The sequence below is a fragment of the Nocardia veterana NBRC 100344 genome (assembly GCF_000308855.1).
Taxonomy (GTDB): Bacteria; Actinomycetota; Actinomycetes; order Mycobacteriales; family Mycobacteriaceae; genus Nocardia; species Nocardia veterana.
In genome coordinates this window covers 208,403-231,948 of the sequence record NZ_BAGM01000117.1, presented here as the reverse complement: position 1 = coordinate 231,948, position 23,546 = coordinate 208,403, and the positions used below count along the sequence as shown (strand labels likewise).

23 protein-coding genes are annotated in these 23,546 nt (G+C 68.6%); 17 read left to right on the top strand and 6 right to left on the bottom strand.

Going from position 1 to position 23,546, the window contains the following annotated elements; all coding sequences use genetic code 11:
* The first annotated feature begins 10 nt into the window (after window positions 1-10).
* From ON37_RS22725 to ON37_RS22715, 3 genes are all read left to right on the top strand, one after another.
* Window positions 11-229, top strand: a complete 219-nt coding sequence (locus ON37_RS22725) for an MbtH family protein (RefSeq protein ID WP_040722072.1) — start codon at window positions 11-13, stop codon at window positions 227-229.
* Between the two features lie 127 nt (window positions 230-356).
* A complete protein-coding gene (locus ON37_RS22720) occupies window positions 357-1,016 on the top strand; it encodes an SRPBCC family protein (RefSeq protein ID WP_040722071.1) in 660 nt (219 codons plus the stop codon).
* Complete coding sequence (locus ON37_RS22715; protein ID WP_040722070.1) at window positions 1,013-1,402, top strand: ArsR/SmtB family transcription factor; 390 nt, start codon at window positions 1,013-1,015, stop codon at window positions 1,400-1,402. Before ON37_RS22720 ends, ON37_RS22715 begins: the two co-directional genes overlap by 4 nt.
* A gap of 17 nt (window positions 1,403-1,419) precedes the next feature.
* Here the strand turns inward: ON37_RS22715 and ON37_RS22710 are convergent, their stop codons facing one another.
* On the bottom strand, window positions 1,420-3,540 hold the full coding sequence (locus ON37_RS22710) for an ATP-binding protein (protein WP_168441198.1): 2,121 nt from the start codon (window positions 3,538-3,540) through the stop codon (window positions 1,420-1,422).
* A gap of 603 nt (window positions 3,541-4,143) precedes the next feature.
* Here ON37_RS22710 and ON37_RS22705 point away from each other — a divergent pair.
* The 3 genes from ON37_RS22705 to ON37_RS22695 are packed head-to-tail and all read left to right on the top strand — an operon-like array spanning window position 4,144 to window position 5,969.
* Entirely contained in the window at window positions 4,144-4,497 is a 354-nt protein-coding gene (locus ON37_RS22705; protein WP_157171550.1) for a hypothetical protein, read from the top strand.
* A gap of 52 nt (window positions 4,498-4,549) precedes the next feature.
* Window positions 4,550-5,260 carry an NUDIX hydrolase gene (locus ON37_RS22700; RefSeq protein WP_040722066.1) on the top strand — a complete coding sequence of 237 codons (711 nt, stop codon included), beginning with the start codon at window positions 4,550-4,552 and terminating at the stop codon, window positions 5,258-5,260.
* Between the two features lie 58 nt (window positions 5,261-5,318).
* Window positions 5,319-5,969 (top strand): hypothetical protein, encoded by a 651-nt coding sequence (locus tag ON37_RS22695; protein ID WP_040722063.1) that lies wholly within the window; start codon window positions 5,319-5,321, stop codon window positions 5,967-5,969.
* Window positions 5,970-5,980: 11 nt separating this feature from the next.
* Here ON37_RS22695 and ON37_RS22690 read toward each other — a convergent pair whose 3' ends face one another.
* On the bottom strand, window positions 5,981-7,234 hold the full coding sequence (locus ON37_RS22690; protein ID WP_040722128.1) for a TetR/AcrR family transcriptional regulator: 1,254 nt from the start codon (window positions 7,232-7,234) through the stop codon (window positions 5,981-5,983).
* A gap of 487 nt (window positions 7,235-7,721) precedes the next feature.
* Between ON37_RS22690 and ON37_RS22685 the strand changes: the two genes are divergently transcribed.
* Window positions 7,722-8,165 carry an SRPBCC family protein gene (locus ON37_RS22685; RefSeq protein WP_040722126.1) on the top strand — a complete coding sequence of 148 codons (444 nt, stop codon included), beginning with the start codon at window positions 7,722-7,724 and terminating at the stop codon, window positions 8,163-8,165.
* A 13-nt stretch (window positions 8,166-8,178) separates the two neighbouring features.
* Here ON37_RS22685 and ON37_RS22680 read toward each other — a convergent pair whose 3' ends face one another.
* Window positions 8,179-8,772, bottom strand: coding sequence for an SACE_7040 family transcriptional regulator (locus ON37_RS22680; RefSeq protein ID WP_040722061.1), 594 nt, complete (start codon window positions 8,770-8,772; stop codon window positions 8,179-8,181).
* Window positions 8,773-8,866: 94 nt separating this feature from the next.
* Here ON37_RS22680 and ON37_RS22675 point away from each other — a divergent pair, with 94 nt between their 5' ends.
* From ON37_RS22675 to ON37_RS22650, 6 genes are read left to right on the top strand one after another with little or no spacing between them, the layout of a single operon-like run.
* Window positions 8,867-10,444: a carboxyl transferase domain-containing protein gene (locus tag ON37_RS22675; RefSeq protein ID WP_040722059.1), complete on the top strand. Its 1,578-nt coding sequence runs from the start codon at window positions 8,867-8,869 to the stop codon at window positions 10,442-10,444.
* Window positions 10,445-10,448: 4 nt separating this feature from the next.
* Window positions 10,449-12,494 carry an acetyl-CoA carboxylase biotin carboxylase subunit gene (locus ON37_RS22670; protein WP_051031923.1) on the top strand — a complete coding sequence of 682 codons (2,046 nt, stop codon included), beginning with the start codon at window positions 10,449-10,451 and terminating at the stop codon, window positions 12,492-12,494.
* Window positions 12,491-13,651 carry an acyl-CoA dehydrogenase family protein gene (locus ON37_RS22665; RefSeq protein ID WP_040722057.1) on the top strand — a complete coding sequence of 387 codons (1,161 nt, stop codon included), beginning with the start codon at window positions 12,491-12,493 and terminating at the stop codon, window positions 13,649-13,651. The genes ON37_RS22670 and ON37_RS22665 overlap by 4 nt, the downstream gene beginning before the upstream one ends.
* Window positions 13,648-14,145 carry a MaoC family dehydratase gene (locus tag ON37_RS22660; RefSeq protein ID WP_174362140.1) on the top strand — a complete coding sequence of 166 codons (498 nt, stop codon included), beginning with the start codon at window positions 13,648-13,650 and terminating at the stop codon, window positions 14,143-14,145. Before ON37_RS22665 ends, ON37_RS22660 begins: the two co-directional genes overlap by 4 nt.
* 9 nt (window positions 14,146-14,154) lie before the next feature.
* Window positions 14,155-14,967, top strand: a complete 813-nt coding sequence (locus tag ON37_RS22655; protein WP_040722056.1) for an HpcH/HpaI aldolase/citrate lyase family protein — start codon at window positions 14,155-14,157, stop codon at window positions 14,965-14,967.
* 7 nt (window positions 14,968-14,974) lie between these two features.
* The gene (locus tag ON37_RS22650) at window positions 14,975-16,921 is read left to right on the top strand and encodes an acetoacetate--CoA ligase (protein ID WP_040722054.1); all 1,947 of its coding nucleotides are present in this window, start codon (window positions 14,975-14,977) and stop codon (window positions 16,919-16,921) included.
* Between the two features lie 150 nt (window positions 16,922-17,071).
* On the opposite strand, the gene ON37_RS22645 is transcribed toward ON37_RS22650, so the two are convergent.
* Together ON37_RS22645 and ON37_RS22640 are read right to left on the bottom strand one after the other, a co-directional pair.
* A complete protein-coding gene (locus tag ON37_RS22645; RefSeq protein WP_040722052.1) occupies window positions 17,072-17,800 on the bottom strand; it encodes an ABC transporter ATP-binding protein in 729 nt (242 codons plus the stop codon).
* A 26-nt stretch (window positions 17,801-17,826) separates the two neighbouring features.
* On the bottom strand, window positions 17,827-18,876 hold the full coding sequence (locus ON37_RS22640; protein WP_040722122.1) for an ABC transporter permease: 1,050 nt from the start codon (window positions 18,874-18,876) through the stop codon (window positions 17,827-17,829).
* Window positions 18,877-19,005: 129 nt separating this feature from the next.
* Between ON37_RS22640 and ON37_RS22635 the strand changes: the two genes are divergently transcribed.
* The 3 genes from ON37_RS22635 to ON37_RS22625 all read left to right on the top strand — a co-directional run bounded on the left by ON37_RS22635 (window position 19,006) and on the right by ON37_RS22625 (window position 21,436).
* Complete coding sequence (locus tag ON37_RS22635) at window positions 19,006-20,283, top strand: sensor histidine kinase (RefSeq protein WP_174362139.1); 1,278 nt, start codon at window positions 19,006-19,008, stop codon at window positions 20,281-20,283.
* Window positions 20,280-20,897 carry a response regulator gene (locus tag ON37_RS22630; RefSeq protein ID WP_040722051.1) on the top strand — a complete coding sequence of 206 codons (618 nt, stop codon included), beginning with the start codon at window positions 20,280-20,282 and terminating at the stop codon, window positions 20,895-20,897. Before ON37_RS22635 ends, ON37_RS22630 begins: the two co-directional genes overlap by 4 nt.
* Window positions 20,898-21,010: 113 nt before the next feature.
* Window positions 21,011-21,436, top strand: coding sequence for a PPOX class F420-dependent oxidoreductase (locus ON37_RS22625; protein ID WP_040722050.1), 426 nt, complete (start codon window positions 21,011-21,013; stop codon window positions 21,434-21,436).
* Window positions 21,437-21,445: 9 nt separating this feature from the next.
* Here the strand turns inward: ON37_RS22625 and ON37_RS34310 are convergent, their stop codons facing one another.
* Window positions 21,446-22,120 carry a cupin domain-containing protein gene (locus tag ON37_RS34310; protein WP_245553362.1) on the bottom strand — a complete coding sequence of 225 codons (675 nt, stop codon included), beginning with the start codon at window positions 22,118-22,120 and terminating at the stop codon, window positions 21,446-21,448.
* A 285-nt stretch (window positions 22,121-22,405) separates the two neighbouring features.
* On the opposite strand from ON37_RS34310, the gene cobM reads away from it, so the two are divergent.
* The gene (cobM, locus tag ON37_RS22615) at window positions 22,406-23,173 is read left to right on the top strand and encodes a precorrin-4 C(11)-methyltransferase (protein ID WP_040722048.1); all 768 of its coding nucleotides are present in this window, start codon (window positions 22,406-22,408) and stop codon (window positions 23,171-23,173) included.
* Window positions 23,174-23,546: the final 373 nt, after the last annotated feature.

Here is a 23,546-nt window from a genome sequence, read left to right as displayed (position 1 = left end):
AGGTATTCGAATGAGCAACCCGTTCGACGACGACGATGCCGAGTTCTACGTCCTCACCAACGATGAAGGCGAGCACTCGTTGTGGCCGGTGTTCGCGGCCGTCCCGAGCGGTTGGACGATCGCTCACGGGCCTTGCCTGCGCCACATCTGCCTCGACTACGTCGAATCGCATTGGACCGATATGCGCCCGAAATCGCTGATCGAAGCCATGCGCCGGCAAGCCGGCTGAATACGTCGCGCCGCGGCGTGTCGTCCGAACCTCCCTGCACCGGCACGCCGCGGCCTTCATGTCCTTCGGGGAGTTGGCGGGAGTCGCCTGCTAATATAAGTTCTAACTTATAGAAGGAGGAGATGACATGCCGCTACTGTCCGATCCGACCGCCCTCGCCGGGCTGGTGACCCGCGAGGTGCGCACCGGAAACCGTGACGGCGCCCCGACCCGGATCGCCGTCGCCCGCCGCGGCTATCCGACCGATCAGGCGGATCTGTGGAACGCGCTGACCGACGCCGATCGCATTCCCCGCTGGTTCCTGCCGGTCAGTGGCTCGCTCGAGGTGGGCGGTCGCTATCAGCTCGAAGGCAATGCCAACGGTGTCGTCGAGCGCTGCGATGCGCCGAAGTACTTCGCGGTGACCTGGGAGATGGGTCCACAGATCTCCTGGCTGGAGGTCACGCTGACCCCCACCGCCGAGGGCACCGAGCTCGAGCTGAAACACGAAGCGCCGATCGATCCGCAGATGTGGACCCAATTCGGTCCCGGCGCGGTCGGTGTCGGCTGGGACCTCGCGCTGCTCGGCCTGGGGATGCATGTGGACAGCGGCGAACCGGTGGATCCGGAGGTCGCCGCCACCCTGCACACCACGCCGGAGGGCCGGGAGTTCATCCGTACGGCCGCCGGTGGCTGGGGTGATGCCGCGATCGCCGACGGCGACGATCCGGCCACCGCGCGGACGGCGGCCGAGCAGACCTTCGCCTTCTACACCACCGAGCCCGAGGGCGGCGCCGAATCCGAATGACCGTTCCACCCACGCGGATCTTCGACGCGCTCGGCGACCCCGTCCGCCGGCACATCCTCGAACTGGTCGCGTCCGGTGAACAGACCGCCGGTGCCCTGGTCGACGCGGTGCGCAGCCGGACGCCGATCTCCCAACCCGGTGTCTCACAACATCTCAAGGTCCTCCGGGACGCCGGGTTGGTCACCGTGCGCGCCGAGGGGACCCGCCGCCTCTATGCGCTCGACCCGGCCGGGGTGGAGACCGCCCGCACCTGGCTCACCGCACTGCTCGATCCGCTGCACCAGCTGGCCAACCCGCTCGACGCCCTCGGCACCGAGATCGCCCGGGGCAAACGCGCACGCCGGGAGGGGCGCGCGTCGGGCGACGCGGGGCGCGCGGCGGGTTAGGAGCGAACGGGTCGGGCTCACGGGGGAATTCCGGCCGCTCGGTCCGCCGGACCGGAGGCGCAGCAGGGGCAGCCGATCGGACACCGGCCGACGGTGGAACCGGTGAGCCGGTCCGGCTCCGGGACCACGCGCCACCGCGGTGCCGCGCCGGCGTGCGGCCGGCGGGCGGCGGGCGACACGGGCTCGGCGCCCGCATCGATGGTTACCGAGCGCGGTTGCGGATGGGCGGGCGCATCCGCCACGCGGATGCCGCCCGGCCCGGTGGTGCCACGGAGCTCGTGCATGCTCCGGTGCATTCCCGCGCGACGAAGGAGCGGAATGCCGGCGAATACCGTATCGCGGATCAGCGTGTGCGCGAAGGCGATTCGACCGGCCGGATCGATCGTCACCAGTCGGGCCCGCTCGGCGGCTCCGAGCAATTCGATCAGCTCGGATTCCGGCCGTCCGGTCACGGCCGCCAGGGTCGCCGGTGCGACGCGGTCGCCGCAGACGGCCGCGTGGGCGAGCACCTCGCGGACGTCGTCCCGCAGCCGCGTCAACTGCTGTTCGATAACACCGCGGGTACTCGGCGGCAGGTCGTGTACCGCACCACCGGCCGCCATCGCGGCGGTCAGTTCCCGGAGGAACAACGGGTTTCCGCCGGTGCGCTCGTGCAACACCGCGAGCAGTCCGGAATCGAGCCGGGTGAGTCCGGCGGCCCGGGCAATCGCACAGGCGCCGTCGTGATCCACCCCGGTGAGCTCGATATGAGCGGCGGTCGGCTCGGCCAGCTCCGCCATCGTCGCGCGCACCGGGTCGGGTGCTTCCACATCCCGCAGGGTGGCGATCACCAGCAGCGGCCGGTCGTGCAACCATGTCATGGCCTGGCGCAGGATCTGCAGGGTCGCCTCGTCGGCGCGATGCAGATCCTCCAGGATCAGAGCCACCGGACCGTCGGCGAAGGCGCCGCGGCAGCCTTCGACGAGCACGCGGGAAATGTGGAACGGATCGCCCGGCCGACCGCTGACGGTCGGATCCACGCCCAATTGGGGAACCATCTCCGCCCATGTCCAGCCCGGCGGCGCGGCGTCGACATCCGGACAGCGGCCGGCCGCGACGGTCCAGCCGCGGCGGCGCAGTTCGTCGGCGATCGCGCCGGTGAATGTCGTTTTCCCGTAGCCGGCGCCACCGCCGATCCAGACCACGCGGGCGCCGTATACCGCCGCCTCGTACGCGGCCTCCAGGGCGACCTTGTGCTGCATCGGATAACCGGGAGCGGCGGCGGGCGCGATGCAGTCGATTCGATCCGTGGGCGGTTCGTCGCCTGGGGCAGTGACCGCGGCGCGCACCGCGATCGGTGCCGTCCGCGGCGTCGGGCGGGGGACCGGCACCGACTGGTTCAGGATCGCGGTCTCCAGATCCTGGATCCGCCGACCGGGATCGAGTCCCATTTCGCGCGTAAGGAATTCGGCGGTGCGTCGCAGTGTGGCCAGCGCCTCGGTCTGCTGGCCCAGCCGGTACTGGGCGATCGCGAGCAGCCGCACACTCTCCTCGCGATCCGGTCGATCTTCGACCGTGCGCCGCAATCCGCTGATCACCTCGGTGGCGCGGTCCAGTTCCAGTGCGGCCTGTGCGCGCAGTTCGCCCGCGGTCAGATACAGATCGGTGAGCCGGGCCGCTTCCGCCCCGGCCCAGCCGCAATCGGCGAAACTCTCCAGCGCACGGCCCTGCCAACATTCCAGCGCGCTGTCCAGCAGCCGGATGCGGGTCTCCGCTTCCGGCGGACGCGCACCGCTGTTCATGTGCAGGTAGGCATCCATCAGCGATTCGAAGTGCCAGGCGTCGACCTCGGTATCGCCCAGTCGCAGTGCGTAGCCGAGCCCTTCGGACACCACGACGGTCGCCGGCGCCCGCGCCGGGCGCTCCGGTTCGAATACCCGGCGCAGGTTGTGGATGTGTACCTGCAGAACCGAGGTCGCCTTCGGGGGCGGACAGCCGTCCCACAATTCGTCGGCGAGACGGTCGGTCGACACCGCATGGCCCCGTGCGATCACCAAGCGTGCGAGCAGCGCCCGGGTGAGCCGGCCGGGCAGCCGGATCGGCGCGTCGTCCAGTTCGATATGCATCGGTCCGAGGACATGGATGCGCCGGTCAGCCATACCTTGCCCCCTGCAACCGTGACATCCCGGACACCTTCCCCATGGCCGCCCGCTGCCGAGATCGGCCATTAGCTGGACATCTGATTTAAATCAGAATTTCTACTATAAATTTACCTTGCTGTCCAACGTTAGCCTGCCAGTTGCCAAATTGTTATATCGGTTCCACTTGGTAGTACCGAGCGTCGCGTTGTGCAACACACCTGCTGTGTTTCCGGTTGCAGCTCAACCTATTCGAGGCCGACCGGCCAGGTCGGACCGAGTCCGTCCGAATGCGACACGACAACGGAACCGTCCGACGACAGCGCCGTCAGCGCTCGGTGTCCCCGGAATTTCCCGACAACTTGTCGATTGCTCGGGAGTCGGACGCGCATCTCGGACCTGTCCGATTCGACCGGAAGTGAATCAGAAGTCGGGTGGACGAGGCTGGTGTTCGCAAACCTGATGGATGGGGAGGTTTCGAATGGTTCGACCGGCGCGCATCGCCGCAACGCAATTCGGTGACACAGGGCAGGGGAAATGATGAGTCAGAGCACGATTCGCCCCCGGCCGATCGTGCCGGACGCGGTGGCCCTCTTACGTGACGATCAGGCGGGAGGAACATCCATGCGTACCGATGCGGTGATCGCGGTGCCGGCCGGTCAGTTCGTGGCCATGGCCCGCGCCGTCGCGCAACTCGCCGGCCGGCCCCTGGTAGCCGGCGGAATTCATGCCGACGGCCCCGGCCAGGGCATCGTGGGCGACGGCGCGGCGTCCGGTGCCGAGCAGCAGCGGAATCGCCGTGAGCCGGCCATCTGCGGTCTGTATGTGGACGGCGACGGTGATATCTGGGAACACGACGATCTCGGCTGGCGGCTGTTGTTGCAGGACGGTGTGGTCGTCGATCCGGTGTCGCATTGGGACTGGATCGGCGGCCACGTCGACGAATTCGGCCCGTTCACCTTCGTCGCCGAGAGCTGAACCGGAATCCGGTCACCTTTTTATCGTCAGACTGACGATTAGAATGCCCGTCATGGGCAGTGGTTTTCGCCTCAATGCAGCGCTCGCGGTCGATTTGGTGGTTCTCACCCTGGGCGCCCGGCACACTGCCAACGACACGCTGTGCGCGCTGCTGGTGCAGCGGCTCTATGCCCCCTATCGCGGAAGGTGGGCGCTGCCAGGGGGTTTCATCCGTCCGGACGAGAGTCTGTCCGCCGCCGCCGTGCGGGAGCTGCGGGAGGAGACCGGAATTCGCGGTGACCGTCTGCATCTGGAGCAGCTGGCGACCTACGGCGAACCCGGCCGGGATCCGCGTGGCCGGGTCGTCAGCACCGCGTATCTGGCGCTGACTCCGAATCTCCCCGCGCCGCAGGCGGGTTCGGAGGCGACCGCCGCCGGTATCTGGTCGGTGGAGCAACTGCTCGCCGACCGCGGCCGGCTGGCGTTCGACCACCGCCGCATCCTCACCGACGGGGTCGAGCGCGCCCGCGCGAAACTCGAGTACACCCCGCTGGCCACGGCGTTCTGCCGGCGAGAGTTCACCGTGGCCGAACTGCGGCGGGTCTACGAGGTGATGTGGGGGACCGATATCGATCCGCGCAACTTCCACCGCAAGGTCACCACCACACCCGGTTTCGTCGTCGCGACCGGTGCGACCACCACGCGTGACGGGGGCCGGCCGGCGAAGCTCTACCGGGCCGGACCCGCGCAGGTCCTGCACCCGCCGATGTTGCGCCCGGCCTGAACCGACGAATTCGCCCGTCGGGCCGCCGTTCCGGCGCACTTGGTGGTACACCGGGAGTATGACGGAGGTCACTACCGGCGCACCGGCTGTCGGCGGCCGGTCGGCGGAGTTCTGGGGATACCTGATGTGGGGGCTGGCGGGCGTCGTGATCGCGGTGCCCGAATTGGCCGCCGTCTTCGAACTGGCGGACTGGCCGACGATTTCGGCCACGATCGGCCATCTCGAGCGCGACCACTCCTGGGTCCGCCTGGTGGTGGTGTTCGTCATCGTGGTGCTCGCCTACTACTCCCTGCCCCAGCTGGCAATGCCGCCGCGGCAGCCGGCCGCATTGCCCGGCCGGGTCACCACCGCCAACGGCCGGGTGACCCCCGACCCCGATGCGGTGCGCACCGAGGGGATGGGCGGCTATCTGGTGCTCGCCTGTGCCGCACTGGCCGCCGCGGTGGCTTTCGCCGGCGGCGCCCGCGCGGTGGACCCGGGCAGCTTCACCGGCGCCTACGTCCTCTACGGGACGATCGCGGTGATGTGGGTCGTGGTGCCCAGCGTGCTGTCGATGTTCTTCGCGCGGGAAGTGCCGTTTCCCACCCTGTTTCGCACGATCGGGTATCTCGAGCATCGGGCCGGATTCGTGGCGGCGACAGTGCTCGCCCTGCTCGCGATTCTGCTGCTCCATCTCGCGCTCTATCCGTGGCCGCGCATGAACAGCTGAACGCCGGGCGACTAGGTCGAGTGCGGCCGGCCGAAGAGCACGATCTCCATCAGCGCGACGACGCGATCGGGCGGGCAGCGATTCTCGTCGTCGCCGTAGACGCGGCCCAGGTCGACCACGAGCGCGAAGGCGGCCTGCACCAGAATGCGGGCCTGTGCCTCGGTGAGCTCGGGCCGCACCGCGATCAGCAGTTTCACCCATTCCGCCACGATCAGGCGCTGGATATTGCGCAGGACCGTGCGTTCCTCGGGCGGGACGTGGCTGAATTCGGCGTAGTAGACGAAGGTCAGTTCGCGTTCGGCGAAGGACCCCGCCACATACAGATCGATCAGCTTCGACAGCGCCTCGGCGGGCGTCTTCGAGGATGCGGTGGCCGGACCGATCGCGCCGGATACCCGGTCGGCGGCGCGCCGGAAGGCGGCGGCCAGCAGATCGCTCTTACTGCGGTAGTACCGATAGACCGCCGACGCGGCCGACAGATCCGCGGCGGTCGCGATATCCTCCACGCTCACATTGGGGTATCCGCGCTGATGGAACAGTTCCACCGATTTCTTCAGCAGCAGTTCGTGTTTGAACGACTGCGGGATCTCGACCGAACCGGACGGCCGGGCGGTGCTCTCGGCCTCGGGCAGATCCGCGCGAATCAGGGCCCATGCCGCCGAATTCAGCACGGCGGTAAGGGATTTCACGGGCAGCGTGGCGTGGTGGTCACCGATACTGCTCACGATGCTGAGTAGTGCCACCGCGCGTAGCGAGCGGTCGGGGCGTGGCAATTCGGGGCGCAGCTCGCCGATGAGGTCGGCCAGCGCGTGGATGGCGGTGGTGAATTGCTCGTTCAGCGTGGCGCGGTCGGTCTCGTCGAGGTAGCGGCCCTCCCAGCGCACCAGGGTGACGGTCGGTCGATTGGCGATCGTCGCCGCGATCACCGCGTCGAGAACGCCGGCCAACCGCTGTTCGACGGGCAGTTCGGCGGCCTCCGGCGCGACCGTGGTCGATTCCGCGGTCAGCGCGCCCAGCCGCAGCAATTCCTCCCGGAACAGCGCGTACTTGCTCGGATAGTGCCGGTAGAGTGCGGCCGAGGAGATGCCGAGCCGGGAGGCGATATCCTCCATGCTGACCCCGTGGTAGCCCAGGGATCCGAAGGCGGCCGCCGAGGTTGCCGCGATCTGGGCGCGACGATTCTTCGGGCGACGGCGAATCACCCGCTCCTGCGGCTTTGTTGTCGCCTGTTCTGCGGGGCTCGTGGTGCCACGCTCTGGGGTCACGGTTTCGGCCTGTCTGTGGTGCGGCGGCACTCCTCGGCACTCATGAATGCCATGGTAGTCATCGGGTGATCGGTCTCCGCTCGGTGTTACCGACGGTTCCGCATCGGGACGGGGTGGAGGTGGGCCGGCTCACAGTGGCACCGGGTGCGCTCCAGCGATCTCGCCGAGCTGCCGCCCGATCCGATGGCAGGTGAGTCCCGCCGGTTCCGGATTGCCCGGGTTGTGGTCCAGGTGCGCCCGGGGGTTGTGTGGTCCTCTTCCCAGTCGCGGCGTGGTCGGTGAAAATCACTATGCCACAACGATTTATCCCGGCCGGTCCGCTGGGCGAGCGACCAGGTCGCTGACGGATATCGAAACCGCATCGTTTCGAGTCGCGCCGCTGGCAGCCGGTGCCGATACCGCCGTAGGCTGCGCTGCGACTCGACACCGATCGGCACCGGTGACCGCTCGGAACGGACGCGACGACGCGGCAGTGAAGGGATACTCGATGCGCACGCTGGACCTGGAACGGATCATCCGGGCACCCCGCGCCGATGTCTTCGACTGGATCACCGATGCCACCAATTATCAGCGCGTTCCGGCGATCCGGCGGGTCACCCCGGTGCGGCCGGGGAATGTCTCCGAGCACGGGGTCGGCGCCGTGCGGCTGCTGGTGACCCCGCTGTTGCGGCTCACCGAAGAGGTCGTCGACTACGACCCGCCGCGCCTGTTTCGTTATCGCGTGGTGAAATCCCTTCCGCCGCTGCGTCATCAGGACGGAACGGTCACCTTCGAGGATCATCCCGCCGGTACGCGGGTGCGCTGGCAGTCCCAATTCGAGGTTGCCGCACCGATTTTCGCCGCGGCCTGCACGCTGGCGCTGTTACCCGCGGTGTACCTCGGCCTGCATTTCGTGCTGGCGACGGCGGATCAGGAATTGCGCCGCGACTGAACCGGCGCGCCCCTCAGCTCAGCGCGGCCCAGGCCATATCGCGCAGGATGGGCCGGGCGCGCCCGGCCAGGGTCGGCGAGGCGCTGTGCGGAGTGGAGTTGATGAGGCCGAATGCCGCATGGGCCATCACCCGGGCGGCGGTTTCGGCCAGATCCGGATGCAGCTCGCACAGCACGCCCACCCAGATCTCCACATACTGACGCTGCAGTCGCCGCACCTGCCGGCGCGCGGCCTCGGGCAGGCTCTCCAGGTCACGATCCTGAATGCGGATGAGTTCGGGTTCGCCCAGCGCGAAGTCGAGGTGGAATTCGATCAGCCCCGACAGGGCCTCGCGCGGTGAGGCGGCCTGGTCGGCCACGGCCCGCCCGCCCTCGAACAGCCGGGTGCTGATTCCGACCAGCAGCTCGACCAGCACCGCCTCCTTGTTGGGGAAGTGCCGGTAGACCGCCGGACCGCTGATGCCCGCCGCCGCGCCCAGATCGTCGAGCCGGACGCCGGGGAACCCGCGATCGGCGATCAGGCGGGCGCCGGCATCCAGCAGCTGTTGCCGCCGCTGCGCCTTGAGTTGTTCGCGGCGCGTCGGGGCGACTGCCTCACTGCTGCCCATCACCCCTCCTATCGGCACGTCTGGACATTTCAGTTAGTCAAGATTATCTTGGATTCCAGTTATTGGCCACTAACCGAATGGGCAGGATGGCGTGATGACCGTTACCCAGGACGTGCAGACCGGTAATCGGGCCGCACATCTGGCGCTGCTCGACGAGCTGCGCGCAAAGCTGGCGGCGAGTGCACTGGGCGGACCCGAACGGGCGCGCGAGCGGCATGTCGCGCGCGGCAAACTGCTGCCGCGGCAGCGGGTGGACCGGCTGCTGGACCCCGGTAGCCCGTTTCTGGAACTGTCCCCGCTGGCGGCCGACGGGATGTACGGCGACGAATGTCCGGGGGCCGGGGTGATCGGCGGCATCGGCCGGGTCTCGGGGCGCGAATGCGTCATCGTCGCCAACGACGCCACCGTCAAGGGCGGCACCTATTACCCGATGACCGTGAAGAAGCATCTGCGGGCCCAGGAGATCGCGCTGCAGAACCATCTGCCGTGTATCTATCTGGTCGACTCCGGCGGTGCGCACCTGCCCCATCAGGACGACGTCTTCCCCGACCGCGAACATTTCGGTCGCATCTTCTACAACCAGGCGACCATGAGCGCCAAGGGGATTCCGCAGATCGCCGCGGTGCTCGGTTCCTGCACGGCCGGCGGCGCCTATGTGCCCGCGATGAGCGACGAAGCGGTGATCGTGCGCAATCAGGGCACGATCTTCCTGGGCGGCCCGCCGCTGGTGAAGGCGGCCACCGGTGAGGTGGTGACCGCGGAGGAGCTCGGCGGCGGTGAATTGCATTCGCGCACCTCGGGCGTCACCGATCATCTGGCCGACAACGACGAGGATGCGCTGCGGATCGTGCGCCGCATCGTCGGCACCTTCGCACCGAAATCGCCGAGTCCGTGGGAGATCGCCGCACCGGTCGACCCGATCGCCGCGCAGGACGAGCTCTACGACGTGGTGCCGGTCGACCTGCGCACCCCCTACGACGTGCACGAGGTGATCGAGCGCATCGTCGACGGCGGGCAGTTCCAGGAGTTCAAAGCCGAGTACGGGCGCACGCTGGTCACCGGCTTCGCCCGCATCCACGGACACCCGGTCGGCATCGTCGCCAACAACGGGGTGTTGTTCGGCGAATCCGCCCAGAAGGGCGCGCATTTCATCGAATTGTGCGACAAACGGGTGATCCCGCTGGTGTTCCTGCAGAACATCACCGGCTTCATGGTCGGGCGTGACTACGAGGCGAGCGGTATCGCCAAACACGGCGCGAAGATGGTCACCGCCGTCGCGTGTGCGCGGGTGCCGAAACTGACGGTGGTCATCGGCGGCTCCTACGGCGCCGGCAACTATTCGATGTGCGGCCGCGCGTACTCGCCGCGCTTCCTGTGGATGTGGCCGAATGCGCGCATCTCGGTGATGGGTGGCGAACAGGCCGCATCGGTGCTGGCGACCGTGCGCGGTGACCAGTTGGGCGAGGCCTGGACTCCCGAACAGCAGGAGGAGTTCAAGGCGCCGATCCGGGACCAGTACGAGCGCCAGGGCAATCCGTACTACTCCACCGCGCGGCTCTGGGACGACGGCGTGATCGACCCCGCGGACACCCGCACCGTACTCGGGCTCGCACTCTCGGTCTGCGCGCAGGCACCCCTCGAACCTGTCTCCTACGGCGTCTTCCGGATGTGATCGCATGCTGAACAAATCTCAACCGGTCTCCTTCGACACGGTGCTGGTCGCCAATCGCGGGGAGATCGCGGTCCGGGTGATCCGGACATTGCGGGCCATGGGCATTCGCTCGGTCGCGGTCTACAGCGATGCCGATGTGACCGCCCGGCACGTGGCCGAGGCCGATATCGCGGTCCGGCTCGGACCGGCGCCGGCGCGGCAGAGCTACCTCGACATCGACCGCGTGGTGGACGCGGCACTGCGTTCCGGTGCGCAGGCGGTCCATCCGGGATACGGCTTCCTGTCGGAGAATTCGGCCTTCGCCGCGGCGCTGGAGCAGGCGGGCATCGTCTTCCTCGGCCCGCCGGTGCGGGCGATCGAGATCATGGGGGACAAGATCGCGGCCAAGACCGCGGTCGCCGCCTTCGGCGTTCCGGTGGTGCCCGGTATCGCCCGGCCCGGGCTCACGGATGCCGAATTGATCGCCGCGGCAACCGGTATCGGGTACCCGGTGTTGGTCAAGCCGTCGGCCGGTGGTGGCGGTAAGGGGATGCGCCGGGTCGATGATCCCGCCGATCTGCCCGCCGCCCTGGTCAGCGCGCGCCGGGAGGCGGCGTCCGCCTTCGGCGACGACACACTGTTCCTGGAACGCTTCGTCGCGACCCCGCGGCATATCGAGGTCCAGGTGCTCGCGGACCGATTCGGCAACGTCGTGCATCTGGGCGAACGGGAATGCAGTCTGCAACGCCGCCACCAGAAGGTGATCGAGGAGGCGCCCTCGCCGCTGCTGGATCCCGAGACCCGCGCTCGTATCGGCGCCGCGGCCTGCAATACCGCCCGCAGTGTCGACTATGTCGGCGCCGGAACCGTCGAATTCATCGTCTCGGCCGACCGCCCCGACGAATTCTTCTTCATGGAGATGAATACCCGGCTGCAGGTCGAGCATCCGGTCACCGAACTCGTGACCGGCGTGGACCTGGTGGAATGCCAGGTGCGCGTCGCGGCCGGGCAGAAGATCATCGCGCAGCAGGACGATATCCAGCTCACCGGGCACGCGATGGAGGCCCGCGTCTACGCCGAGGATCCGGGCCGGGACTTCCTGCCGACCGGTGGCACCGTGCTGGCCCTGTCCGAACCGCAGGGCCCGGGCGTGCGAGTGGATTCCGGCCTACGCACGGGCAGCGTGATCGGCAGCGATTACGACCCGATGTTGTCGAAGGTCATCGCGCACGGCCCCGACCGCGATACGGCGCTCCTCCGGCTGGACCGAGCTCTGGCCGACACCGAGGTTCTGGGTGTGCGGACCAATACCGATTTCCTTCGCTTCCTGCTGGCCGACCCCGACGTGCGCCGCGGCGCGCTCGACACCGGCCTGCTCGATCGACGCGCGGGCGACTTCCGGCCCGCCGATGTCACCGACGAGCAGTTCATCGCGGCGGCCGTCACCCGCTGGCTACGTACCTGGCCGGCCGCGCCGCGCGGGCCGTGGGAGATTCCGAACGGCTGGCGGATCGGTGCGCCCGCACCGACCGTGCTGCGGCTCGAGGGCGGGGATCGCCTTGTGCACGTGGCGATTACGGGGGCGCCCACAGCGGCCTCGGTAGCGGTGGACGACGCCGAACCCCGCCCGCTGACCGCGACCCTGGACGGTGCGGTGCTGACGATGACACTCGACGACATTCGTATCCGGTACCGGGTCGCCGAGGCCGACGGACCGATCTGGGTGGCCGGTGCCGACGGCGTGGTCGCGGTGCGCGAGGTCGCCGAACCCAGCCTGCGCGGCGGAGACGAGCAGCTCACCGACGCCCAGATCCTCAGCCCGATGCCGGGTTCGGTGATCGCGGTGCACGTGCAGCCGGGCACCGAGGTGGCCGCCGGCACCCCGGTTGTGGTGGTCGAGGCGATGAAGATGGAACACACCCTGACCGCGCCCGTGGCGGGGACCGTGGAGCTGTTGGTGGCGGCGGGCGATCAGGTGCAGGTCGAGCAGGTGCTGGCCCGGATCGCCGCAGCGCCCCGACCGGACGGCGAACAGGGCGCCGGCAACAAGCAGAAAGAGGCACACGCATGAGCGATTTCCTGTCCACCGGCACGCTGCCGCAGGAGTACCGGGACCTGGCCCTGACCGTCCGCGACTTCGCGAATCAGGTGGTCGCGCCGGTCGCGGCGAAACACGATGCGGACCACAGTTTCCCGTACGACGTGGTCGCCGGGATGGCCGATATGGGTCTGTTCGGGCTCCCGTTCCCGGAGGAGTACGGCGGCATGGGCGGCGACTACTTCGCGCTGTGCCTGGCGCTCGAGGAACTGGGCAAGATCGACCAGAGCGTCGCGATCACACTGGAGGCGGGTGTGTCGCTGGGCGCGATGCCGATCTACCGCTTCGGTAACGAGGAGCAGAAGCAGCAGTGGCTGCCGCAGCTGACCTCCGGCCGCGCACTGGCCGCGTTCGGGCTCACCGAGCCGGGTGCCGGCAGTGATGCGGGCGGTACCCGCACCACCGCCGTACTCGACGGGGACGAGTGGATCATCAACGGCAGCAAGCAGTTCATCACCAACTCCGGCACCGACATCACCCGGCTCGTGACGGTGACCGCGGTGACCGGTGAGACGGCGGGGAAGAAGGAGATCTCCACCATTCTCGTGCCGACCGACACCCCCGGATTCGTCGCCGAACCGGCATACAACAAGGTGGGCTGGCACGCCTCGGACACCCACCCGCTGAGCTTCACCGATGTGCGGGTGCCGCAGGCCAATCTGCTCGGCGAACGCGGGCGCGGGTATGCCAACTTCCTGCGGATTCTCGACGAGGGGCGGATCGCGATCGCGGCGCTGTCGGTCGGCGCGGCCCAGGGCTGCGTCGACGAGAGTGTGCGCTACGCCGGGGAACGCGAGGCGTTCGGCCGCACCATCGGCCGCAACCAAGCGGTGGCGTTCAAGATCGCGCGAATGGAAGCCCGCGCCCACGCGGCACGCACCGCCTACTACGACGCGGCCGCGCTGATGCTGGCCGGCAAGCCGTTCAAGAAGGAGGCGGCCATCGCCAAACTCGTCGCCAGCGAGGCCGCGATGGACAACGCCCGCGACGCCACCCAGATCTTCGGTGGCTACGGTTTCATGAACGAATACGCCGTCGCCCGGCATTATCGGGATTCGAAGATTCTGGAAATCGGTGAGGGCACCACCGAGGTGCAGTTGATGCTGATCGGACGGGAGCTGGGACTGTGAGCGAAACGGTGGAACCGGTACGCCGGGTGGTGCAGCGCGGGCTCTGGTTCGAGGAGCTGGAAGTCGGTGTGCTGTATGAACATCGGCCCGGCCGCACCATTACCGAGGCCGACAACGTCGGCTTCACGACACAGACGATGAATACCCAGGCCCTGCACCTGGACGCGGCCTTCGCCGACGCGCTGCCGCCGTTCAATCAGCGGCTGGTCAATTCCATGCTCACTCTGTCGATTCTGGTCGGCTTGTCCGTGACGCAACTGACCCAGGGCACCATCGTCGGCAATCTCGGCTTCTCGGAGATCACCTTCCCGAAGCCGATGTACCACGGCGACACCCTGTACGCCGAAACGCTGGTGACGGCCAAACGCAAGTCCGAGAGCCGGCCGGGTGAGGGCATCGCGACCTTCGTCCACACCGGCCGTAATCAGCACGGCGACGTGGTGGCCACCGCGGTGCGCAAGACCCTCATGCGCATGCGCCCGGACGGCGAGTAGGGGGCCGGGATGAGTTGGGAACCTCCGGGCCCGGCCTGGCTGTTCTGTCCCGCCGACCGCGGCGAACGCTACGAAAAGGCTGCTGCCGCAGCCGATGTCGTGATCATCGATCTGGAGGACGGGGTGGCGGCCGGGGACAAGGAGGCCGCCCGCGAGGTACTGCTGGCGACACCGCTCGATCCGGAGCGCACGGTGGTCCGGGTCAATGCCGCCGGAACCCACGACTTCGACGCCGACCTGTCCGCCCTGGCCTCGACCTCCTACCACCGGCTCATGTTGCCCAAATGCGAATCGGCCGAACAGCTCTCGCTGCTGTCCGACTACGAGGTGATCGCGCTGTTCGAATCGCCGCTGGGGGCCCTGCGTACCGAAGCGGTCATGGCCGAACCGAATGCGATCGCCTCGATGGCCGGGGCGGAGGATCTGGTCGCCGGACTCGGCGGCAATTCCAGCCGCCGCGCCGACGGCAGCTACCGCGATGTGGCACGGCAGCTGCGCTCGACCGCGCTGCTGGCGGCGAAGGCGTACGGCAAGCTCGCCCTCGACTCGGTGTATCTGGACATCGCCGACCTCGACGGATTGCGGGCCGAATGCGACGAAGCGGTGGCCGTCGGCTACGACGTCAAGGTGGCCATCCACCCGAAGCAGCTCGCGGTCATCCGAGCGGCGTACGCCCCCGGCGACGACGAAGTGGACTGGGCCCGGCGCGTACTGGCGGAGGTACCCCGCAACCGTGGTGTGTTCAGTTTCGAGGGCCGCATGGTGGACGGTCCGGTGATCCGGCACGCCGAGCGGATTCTCCAGCGCGCGGGAACACGGTAGGAGGCAGATGGTGGAACCGCAGTGGGAGCCCAGCGCGGCGGACGTGGCAGCGGCGCGCATCACCGATTTCGCACGGTTCGCCGGAGCTCGGATCGGGCGGGAGTTCGACGACTACCGGGCGCTGTGGGAGTGGTCGGTCACCGACCTCGCCGGATTCTGGGGCGCGATCTGGGACTACTTCGAACTCGGCGGCACGCCGGAGACCGTCCTCGCGGATGCGACCATGCCCGGCGCGCAATGGTTTCCGGGACAGCGACTCAATTACGTCGACCTGGTCGCCCGCAACGCCCGCACCGACCGGCCGGCCATCCTCGCTGCCGACGAGCAACACGGCCTGACCGAGATTTCGTGGTCGGAGCTGCTGGGACGCACCGCCGCCCTCGCAGCGACCCTGCGGGAGCTCGGAGTGGGGCCCGGTGACCGGGTGGTCGGCTACCTGCCGAACATTCCCGAGGCGGTCGTCGCCTTCCTCGCTTCGGCCAGTATCGGCGCGGTGTGGAGCGCGTGCGGGCAGGACTATTCGGCCAAGGCGGCGCTGGACCGGCTGGGGCAGTTGGAACCGGTGGTCCTGGTCACCGCGGACGGCTACCGCTTCGGTGGGAAAGAGCACGACAAGCGCGACGATATCGCCGCGCTGCGGGCGGGGTTGCCGACCGTGCGCGCCACCGTCATGGTGTCGCGGCTCGGTACCGCGATGCCCGGCACTCTGGACTGGAATGCGGTCGCCGCGCCCGAGGGTGCCGAATTGTCCATCGAGCGGGTCGATTTCGCGCATCCGCTGTGGATTCTGTTCTCCTCCGGCACCACCGGCCTGCCGAAGGGTATCGTGCACGGGCACGGCGGCGTCCTGCTCGAACATCTGAAAGCCGCTGCGCTGCAATCGGATATCGGTCGCGACGACGTGTTCTTCTGGTACACCAGCCCCAGCTGGATGATGTGGAACTTCCAGGTCGCGGGACTACTGGTGGGCGCGACCATCGTCTGCTACGACGGCAGCCCCACCCATCCACATCCGGATTCGCTGTTCGACCTGGCCGCGCGCACCCGCACGACCGTGCTGGGAAGCAGTCCGGGCTATGTCCTGGCCTGCATCAAGGCCGGTGCGGTGCCGCGCCGCGATCATGATCTGTCGGCGCTGCGGTCGCTCGGCATCACCGGATCGTCGTTGCCGCCGTCGTCGGCACTCTGGTTGCGCGACAACGTCGGTGACCGCGTACAGGTCAATTCCATCAGCGGCGGCACCGACGTGGTGTCGGCCTTCATCGGCGGCGTGCGCACGGTGCCGGTCTGGCCCGGCGAGTTGTCGGCGCCGTTCCTCGGCGCGGCGGTGGACGCCTGGGACGAGTCGGGGCGACCGGTGCGCGACGAGGTGGGCGAGCTGGTGATCACCGCACCGATGCCGTCCATGCCGGTATCGTTCTGGAACGATCCGGACGGAACGCGGTATCGCGCCGCGTATTTCGAGATGTTCCCGGGTGTCTGGCGGCACGGCGACTGGATCACGATCACCGACCACGGCAGCGTCATCGTGCATGGGCGATCGGATTCGACGTTGAACCGCCACGGCATCCGGATGGGTTCGGCCGATATCTATCAAGCGGTGGAACAACTTCCGGAGATCGCCGAGGCCCTGGTTATCGGTGTCGAACAGCCCGAGGGCGGCTACTGGATGCCGTTGTTCGTCACGCCGGCCCCCGGCGCCGAGCTGACCGACGAGGTGAAACAGCGGATCGCCGACACCATTCGCCGCGAGGTCTCACCCCGCCACGTCCCCGACGAGATCATCGCCGCCCCCGGGATTCCGCACACTCGCACCGGCAAGAAACTCGAGGTCCCGATCAAAAAGCTGTTCCAGGGCGCGGACGTCGACCGGGTAGTGGAACGCAGCGCGGTCGACAACCCCGACCTGCTGAGCTGGTACGCCGCGGTCCGGGTGCCGACCGCGAGGGGATAGCCCGGCCCCGGCGGCCGGGATCGGTCAGCTCGGCCATCGGCTCGGCATCAGGCGTCGAACACCGCGTCAGCGTGGGTGCGCCGATCGCGCGCTCGACCCAGCGGTCGAGCAGATCCTCGTCGGTGGTCTCGCGGACAGGAAATTGCCTGGTCAAGCCGCCGATTGGGTGGATCGGGCGATCGACAGGCGGCCGTCGACCATGCGGTACACCGCATCCATCCGGTGCAGGTGGGCGGAGTCGTGGGTGACCAGGAGGGTGGCGGTGTCGTGGGTGCGGACCACCTCGAGGAGGAGGTCGATGATGGCGGCGCCGCGGTCCTGATCCAGGGCGCTGGTCGGTTCGTCGACGACCAGCAGGGCGGGGTTGTTCATGAGGGCACGGGCGATGTTGACGCGCTGGCGTTGGCCGCCGGACAGGTGTGCCGGGCGCTTCTGCTCGTGACCGCGAAGACCGACCGCGTCGAGCAGATCCATTGCCTCCGTGCGGGTTCGGCGTCGCAGTCGCGGCGAGACGATCGAACGACCGCCGAGGTGCCGCATCACCTCGAGCTGTTCGACCGCGGTCAGGGCGGGGATCAGGTTCGGCTGCTGGAAGACGATCCCGATGCGCTCGCGGCGCAGGGTGGTCGCTTCGCGCCGGCTCGCGCGGGCCAGATCGATGTGGGTGCCCCCGGTGTCGAGCAGTATTCGGCCGGCGTCCGGACGCACGAGCGTCGACACCGCGGCCAGCAGACTGGATTTACCGGAACCGGATGGCCCGGTGATGGCCGCGATCTCACCACCGCGCACGGTCAACGCGACCCGGTCGAGCGCGGTGACACGGCCGGCGCCGTCCGGGTAGGTGAGGGTGAGGTCGGCGACGGACAAGGTGGTGGACATCGAAAACTCCTGTGCGGTAAGCGGATTCAACGGGCCTGATGCAGGGCGGTCAGTGGGTCGGCGGTGCGGAGGAAGCGCAGGGCGAATGCCGCGCCGAGCAGTCCGAGCCCGATCAGCGCGAGCGCCGGCGCCACCGTCGTCGAGGCGCTGAGCACGAACGGCACCGAGCCGGCGAGGAACGTCCCGGCGATCGCGGTAACTCCGACTCCCGCACCGACGCCGAGGAGTAGCACGATCAGCGCCTGTCCGAGGGCATCGCGGACCAGTTGCGCGGTGGTGGCGCCCAGCGCCTTCAACGTCGCGATATCCGGGGTGCGCTGAATGGTCCACACGGTGAAGAACGCGCCGATCACCAAGGCGGAGATGACGAACAGCATGACCGTCATCAAGGTGAGCGAGCCGTTCTCGGCCTGATACGAGCCGATCGCCCGCAGCGAACCGGCCACGCTGGTCGTACGGGTATGCGCGGCCTCGTTCAGGGCATCGAGATCGGTGACCCCCGAGGCGATGAGCACGGTGGCCGCACCGCCGCGCGGATCGAGCCGCTGCCAGTCCGGCAGCGTGGTCCACACCACGGGAGTGTGCGCGTACCAGTCGTCGCCGCCGATTCCGGCGACGGTGAAGGTCTGCGCGCCGAGCTCGACCTGGTCACCGGTCGTGGCCGAGAGCCGGTCGGCGGCGGCCCGGCTCAGCACCACCGTGCCGGGCTCGGTAACCACTGGATTGCCGAAGGCGCTTCCCGTGACCCCGAACACCGCGACCGGCGCGGGGGCGGAATCCGCTCGCCCGGCCTGGACGCGACCGATGCCCACCGGCTCCACGTGTTCGGAGTTCCGTTGCCAGCGCTGCACCTGGTCCCCGGTCAGCACCGAGGTCTCGAAGGACGGGTCCGTCCCGGTGTCGGCGAAGACCACGGTGCCGCCGGACAGCCGCTGCAGCGCGGAAATATTCTGGTGCGCGAGCCCGGCCGTGAGCCCGCTCAGGAAGCTCACCAGCAGCGCCACCATGGTGACCACCAGGGTGATGAGCAGAAAACGGCCCCGTGCGGCCCGCAGATCTCGCAGTGCGACGAACATGCCTCCACCCTCGCGATGGCGGGCGCCGCGCGCATCGCCATCGCGGACGGTGGTGGCACCATCGACGGTCGACCGGTGATTCCATCTTTCGATGGATGCCGCCACGGTAACCCCGCATAAGCTGGCAGCGTGCACCGCTCTCCGTTGACCCCCGTCTTCGCCGCACTGCAGGTCGGCCTGCACGTGTTGATGACGGCGCTCACGGTGGTCGTGGTGGTGCGTGCGATGGTGCCCGCCGGCGGCGACTCCGCGCACACCGTGCCCGTGATCGTGCTCGCGGCGCTGTTCCTGATCGTCTACTTCGCGGGCGGACTGCTGCGCGGACGGCCGGTCGCCGCGCGATTCTGGCTCGCCGGGCTGACCCTGCTCTGGCTGGCGCTGATCGGTCTCGCGCCGGATGCCGTGTATCTCGTCTTCGGACTGTTCTTCCTGTATCTGCATCTGCTCCCGAGGCTGTGGGGGCTGGCGGCGGTGGTGGCCGCGACGGCGGTGTCGGTGGTCGGTTTCGGGCTGCACAAGGGCTGGTCGGTGGCGGGGGTCGTCGGTCCGGTGCTCGGTGCGATCGTGGCGATCGCGATCGGGCTGGGTTATCGCGCGCTGTTCCGGGAAGCCGCCGACCGGCAAGCACTCATCGACGAATTGCTGTCCACCCGAGCCGCTCTCGCCGAACGCGAACGCACCGCGGGCCGGCTGGCGGAGCGCGAACGGCTGGCGCAGGAGATCCACGACACCGTGGCGCAGGGGCTGTCCAGCATCCAGATGCTGTTGCATGCCGCCGAACGCGACGCGCCGGATCACCCCGCGCTGCCACAGATTCGGCTCGCTCGCGAAACAGCCGCCGACAATCTGGCCGAAACCCGGCAGCTGATCGGGGACCTCACCCCCGCGGCCCTGGAAGGACAGTCGCTCGGCGACGCGCTGGAACGGCTCGCTCGCCGTGCCGAAGGTCCCGGACTCAGCGCGCGCACCGTGGTCGAGGGCACGCCGATGCGGCTGCCGATGCCGATCGAGGCGGCGTTGGTCCGGGTGGCGCAGGGTGCGGTGTCGAACGTGGTGCGGCACGCGCGGGCCGATCGGATGCGAATCACCCTCACCTACGCAGACGACGCCGTACGCCTCGACGTGGTCGACGACGGCATCGGAATCGATCCGGCGGTGTTCGGGCGCGGCACCTTCGGGCTCAACGCGATGCGTAGCCGCGTCGAACAGCAGGGCGGCACGATGGAGGTGGAATCGGAGCCGGGGCATACCGCCGTCGCGGTCTCGTTTCCGCTGCACGCGGCCGACGGTGACGTGCCTGAGCATGCCGCGCGGCTGTCGGGCCCCGCATCGGACGACCGGCGCGGCGTCGTGTCCGAGGTGGAATCCGTTGCGGCCGAACCTTCTTCGGGAAAGGACCGATCGTGATCCGGCTCCTGCTCGCCGACGACCACGCGATCGTCCGGGCCGGTCTGCGGGCACTGCTCGATTCCGGCGAAGACATCACGGTGGTGGGCGAGGCCGCCAGCGCCGAGGAAGCGGTGGCCTTCTGCAGTACCACCGAGGTCGATCTGGTGCTGATGGACCTGCGCTTCGGTCCCGGCAAATCCGGTGTGGACGCCACCGCCGCGTTGCGTGCCCTGTCCGAGCCGCCGAACGTGCTGGTGGTCACCAACTACGACACCGACGCCGACATCCTCGGCGCCATCGAGGCGGGCGCGTGCGGCTACATCCTCAAGGACACCCCACCGGCCGACCTGCTGGCCGCCGTTCGCGGCGCGGCGGCGGGGGAGAGCGTGCTGTCGCCCTCGGTGGCCTCCAAACTCATGACCCGGGTCCGTAAACCGGACAGTACCCTGAGCGCCCGCGAAATCGAGGTGCTACGGCTGGTCGCCGACGGCCACTCCAACCGCGACATCGGCAAGCGCCTGTTCCTCAGCGAGACCACCGTGAAATCCCATCTGGTGCATATCTATTCGAAGCTGGGAGTCAAGTCGCGCACCTCCGCGGTGGCGCGGGCGCGGGAACGCGGCGCGATCTGAGGCCGCTGCGCGGCCGCTCGAACGGGGAGATCCGGTCCGCGGCGGGCCCGCGGGGACATCGCCCGGGGCGTGTCGAGCCCCGCGGATGATTCACCGCTTCCTAGGGTGGCGGTATGCCTTCGATCAACGACCCCGATGTGCGCGAATTCCTTTCCGCCGGAACCCGCACCGGCAAACTGGCGCTCGTGGCCTCCGACGGCCGTCCGATCGTCAATCCGGTGTGGTTCATCCTCGACGGCGACGATCTGGTCTTCAACACGGGCAAGACCACCGCCAAGGGCAAGGCGCTGGCTCGCGACCCCCGAGTCGCCCTCTGCGTGGATCTCGACGAACCGCCGTACGCCTACTTCCAGGTGCAGGGCCTCGCCACGCTGTCCGAGGACCCGGACGAACTGCTGCGAACCGCGACCGCCATCGCCGCCCGATACATGGGCGCCGATCGTGCCGAGGAATTCGGCAAACGCAACGCGGTTCCCGGCGAGCTGGTGGTGCGCGTTCGCCCGGTCAAGATCCTCGGTGGACTGAATATGACCGGTTAGACCAACGGTTCAGCGGCGGCGGGCGTAGTCGGCCGCGGCGGCCCAGTCGATCATCACGCAGGGCTCGTCGCCGAGGGTCCAGGCGTCGTGTCCGGGCGGGCACTGCATGAAATCACCCGCGCCGACGTCGCATTCCGTGCCGTCGTCCATCCGGATGTGCATCCGGCCGGATACGCAGTAGCCGATATGCGCGGCCTGGCAGCTGTCGGTGCCGGCGATCGGCTTGACGTGGGTGGACCAGCGCCAGCCCGGCTGGAAGACGGCCCGGCCGACCGCGCCGGCGGGAGCCTGCACGACCTGGAGTTGCCCGCTGCCGGCTTCGAATTCCCGCGTCTCGTCGGCGGAATCGAAGTTCTTCACCAGCAGTGACGTGGCGGGGTGCGAGTCCATATCGTCCTCGCGCACCAGGTCGAGGTTGCGGAATACCGCCGGTTCGTCGCACAGCGCGGCGAGCGTTTCGGCGAATCCGGTGGTCTCGGGCAGCTCGGAATTAGCCATCGCCTCTTCGTACGACGGGAACTCCACGATCTGCAGATAGGTGTTGTCGCGATCGCGGTCCCTGGTTTCCATCGCGTGGGTCGCCAGGCGCTTGCCCTCGGTGGCGGTCAGCCACTGATCCAGAGTGTGATTGAACTCGTCGAGCCGTGAGGTCTTGAACTCGATGGTCTGAACGAACTTCGTCATCGTGGTCACCTTCGAACTTATGGATGACCCCGGCCACAACTTTACGCCGCTGCGGCCGGGGTGAACCCAGCGAATTCGAGCCCGTTCCCGGCGGGGTGCGTCCGGTGCGGACGGCAACCGCTCCGGCCCGGGCTCGTCGCTCGGTCCCGAAGTCGGCGCGGCACAGCCGATTCGGGTTCCGTGCGCTGACCGAACTGCGGACGGCCGGCACTGCCCGGTCCTGTCCGGCGGTGCCGGCGTGGGCGGCCGCCCTGCCCGCGGTCCGCCCCCACCTACACTCGGCCCATGACCGTGCACTTCATCGGGGCCGGCCCCGGAGCCGCCGATCTGCTGACCGTGCGGGCGGTGACGTTGCTGCGGGAATCACCGGTCTGTCTGTATGCGGGTACCTATCTGGATCCCGAGGTGCTCGGACATTGCGCGCCGGGAGCGGAGTTGATCGACACCCAGGGATTGGATCTGGACGAGATCGTCGAGCACTGCGCCCGGGCGGACGCCGAAGGCAAGGATGTGGCCCGACTGTGCTCGGGGGATCCCTCCCTGTATTCGGCGTTGACCGAGCAGACGCGGCGGCTGGACGAGCGGGGGATCGGCTGGGACGTGACACCGGGGGTGCCGGCCTACGCGGCGGCGGCCGCGGTCCTGGGCCGCGAACTGACCGTGCCCGAGGTGGTGCAGTCGGTCGTGCTGACCCGGACGCAGGCCCGCTCCACCGCGATGCCGGAGTCCGAGGCGCTGGCCGATTTCGCGCGGACCCGGGCGAGTCTGGTCCTGCATCTGGCGATCACGCGGATCCGGACCCTGGCCGTCGAGCTGACGGCCGAGTACGGCGCCGACTGTCCGGCGGTGGTCGTCTATCGCGTCAGTCAGCCGCAGCAGCAGATTCTGCGCGGGACCCTCGCCGACATCGCCGACCAGGTCGAGGCCGCCGGTTTGCGGCAGGCCGCGGTGGTGCTGGTGGGTCGGGCGCTCGCCCCGGCTTCGGACTGCGCGCAGTCGCATCTCTACGACCCGCGGCGGGAGCGGCATCCGATGTCCGGGCGGGGCGCGTGACGTCCTCGTGACATCCCGCGATCGCGCCGAGACACCGGCTCCCACCCGAGGGAGGGGTCGCGCATCACACCCCGATTCGGTTCGAGCAAGCGGGCCTGCGCTGATGTCGCAGCGCTATCGCCCTTCTTGGTTCCTTGTCGGTAGCGGGCGGTAGATTGGTTCGGTGTTCATCAGCGAATGTCGAAATGAGGCCGATCCGTGGCCGGCGGGTGTGGTCGGGCCCATGTAACAAGATCGGCCCGAAGGACGGATAGGTCCTATGAACATTTTTGTCTGATTGCAATCGAAGTGTGTCCCGTGCGCCGGACGCCACGCTCGAATGAGGTGGGCGTCGGCATCGGTGTGCCATCGGGGGAGCGCTGTGTGGCGTTCC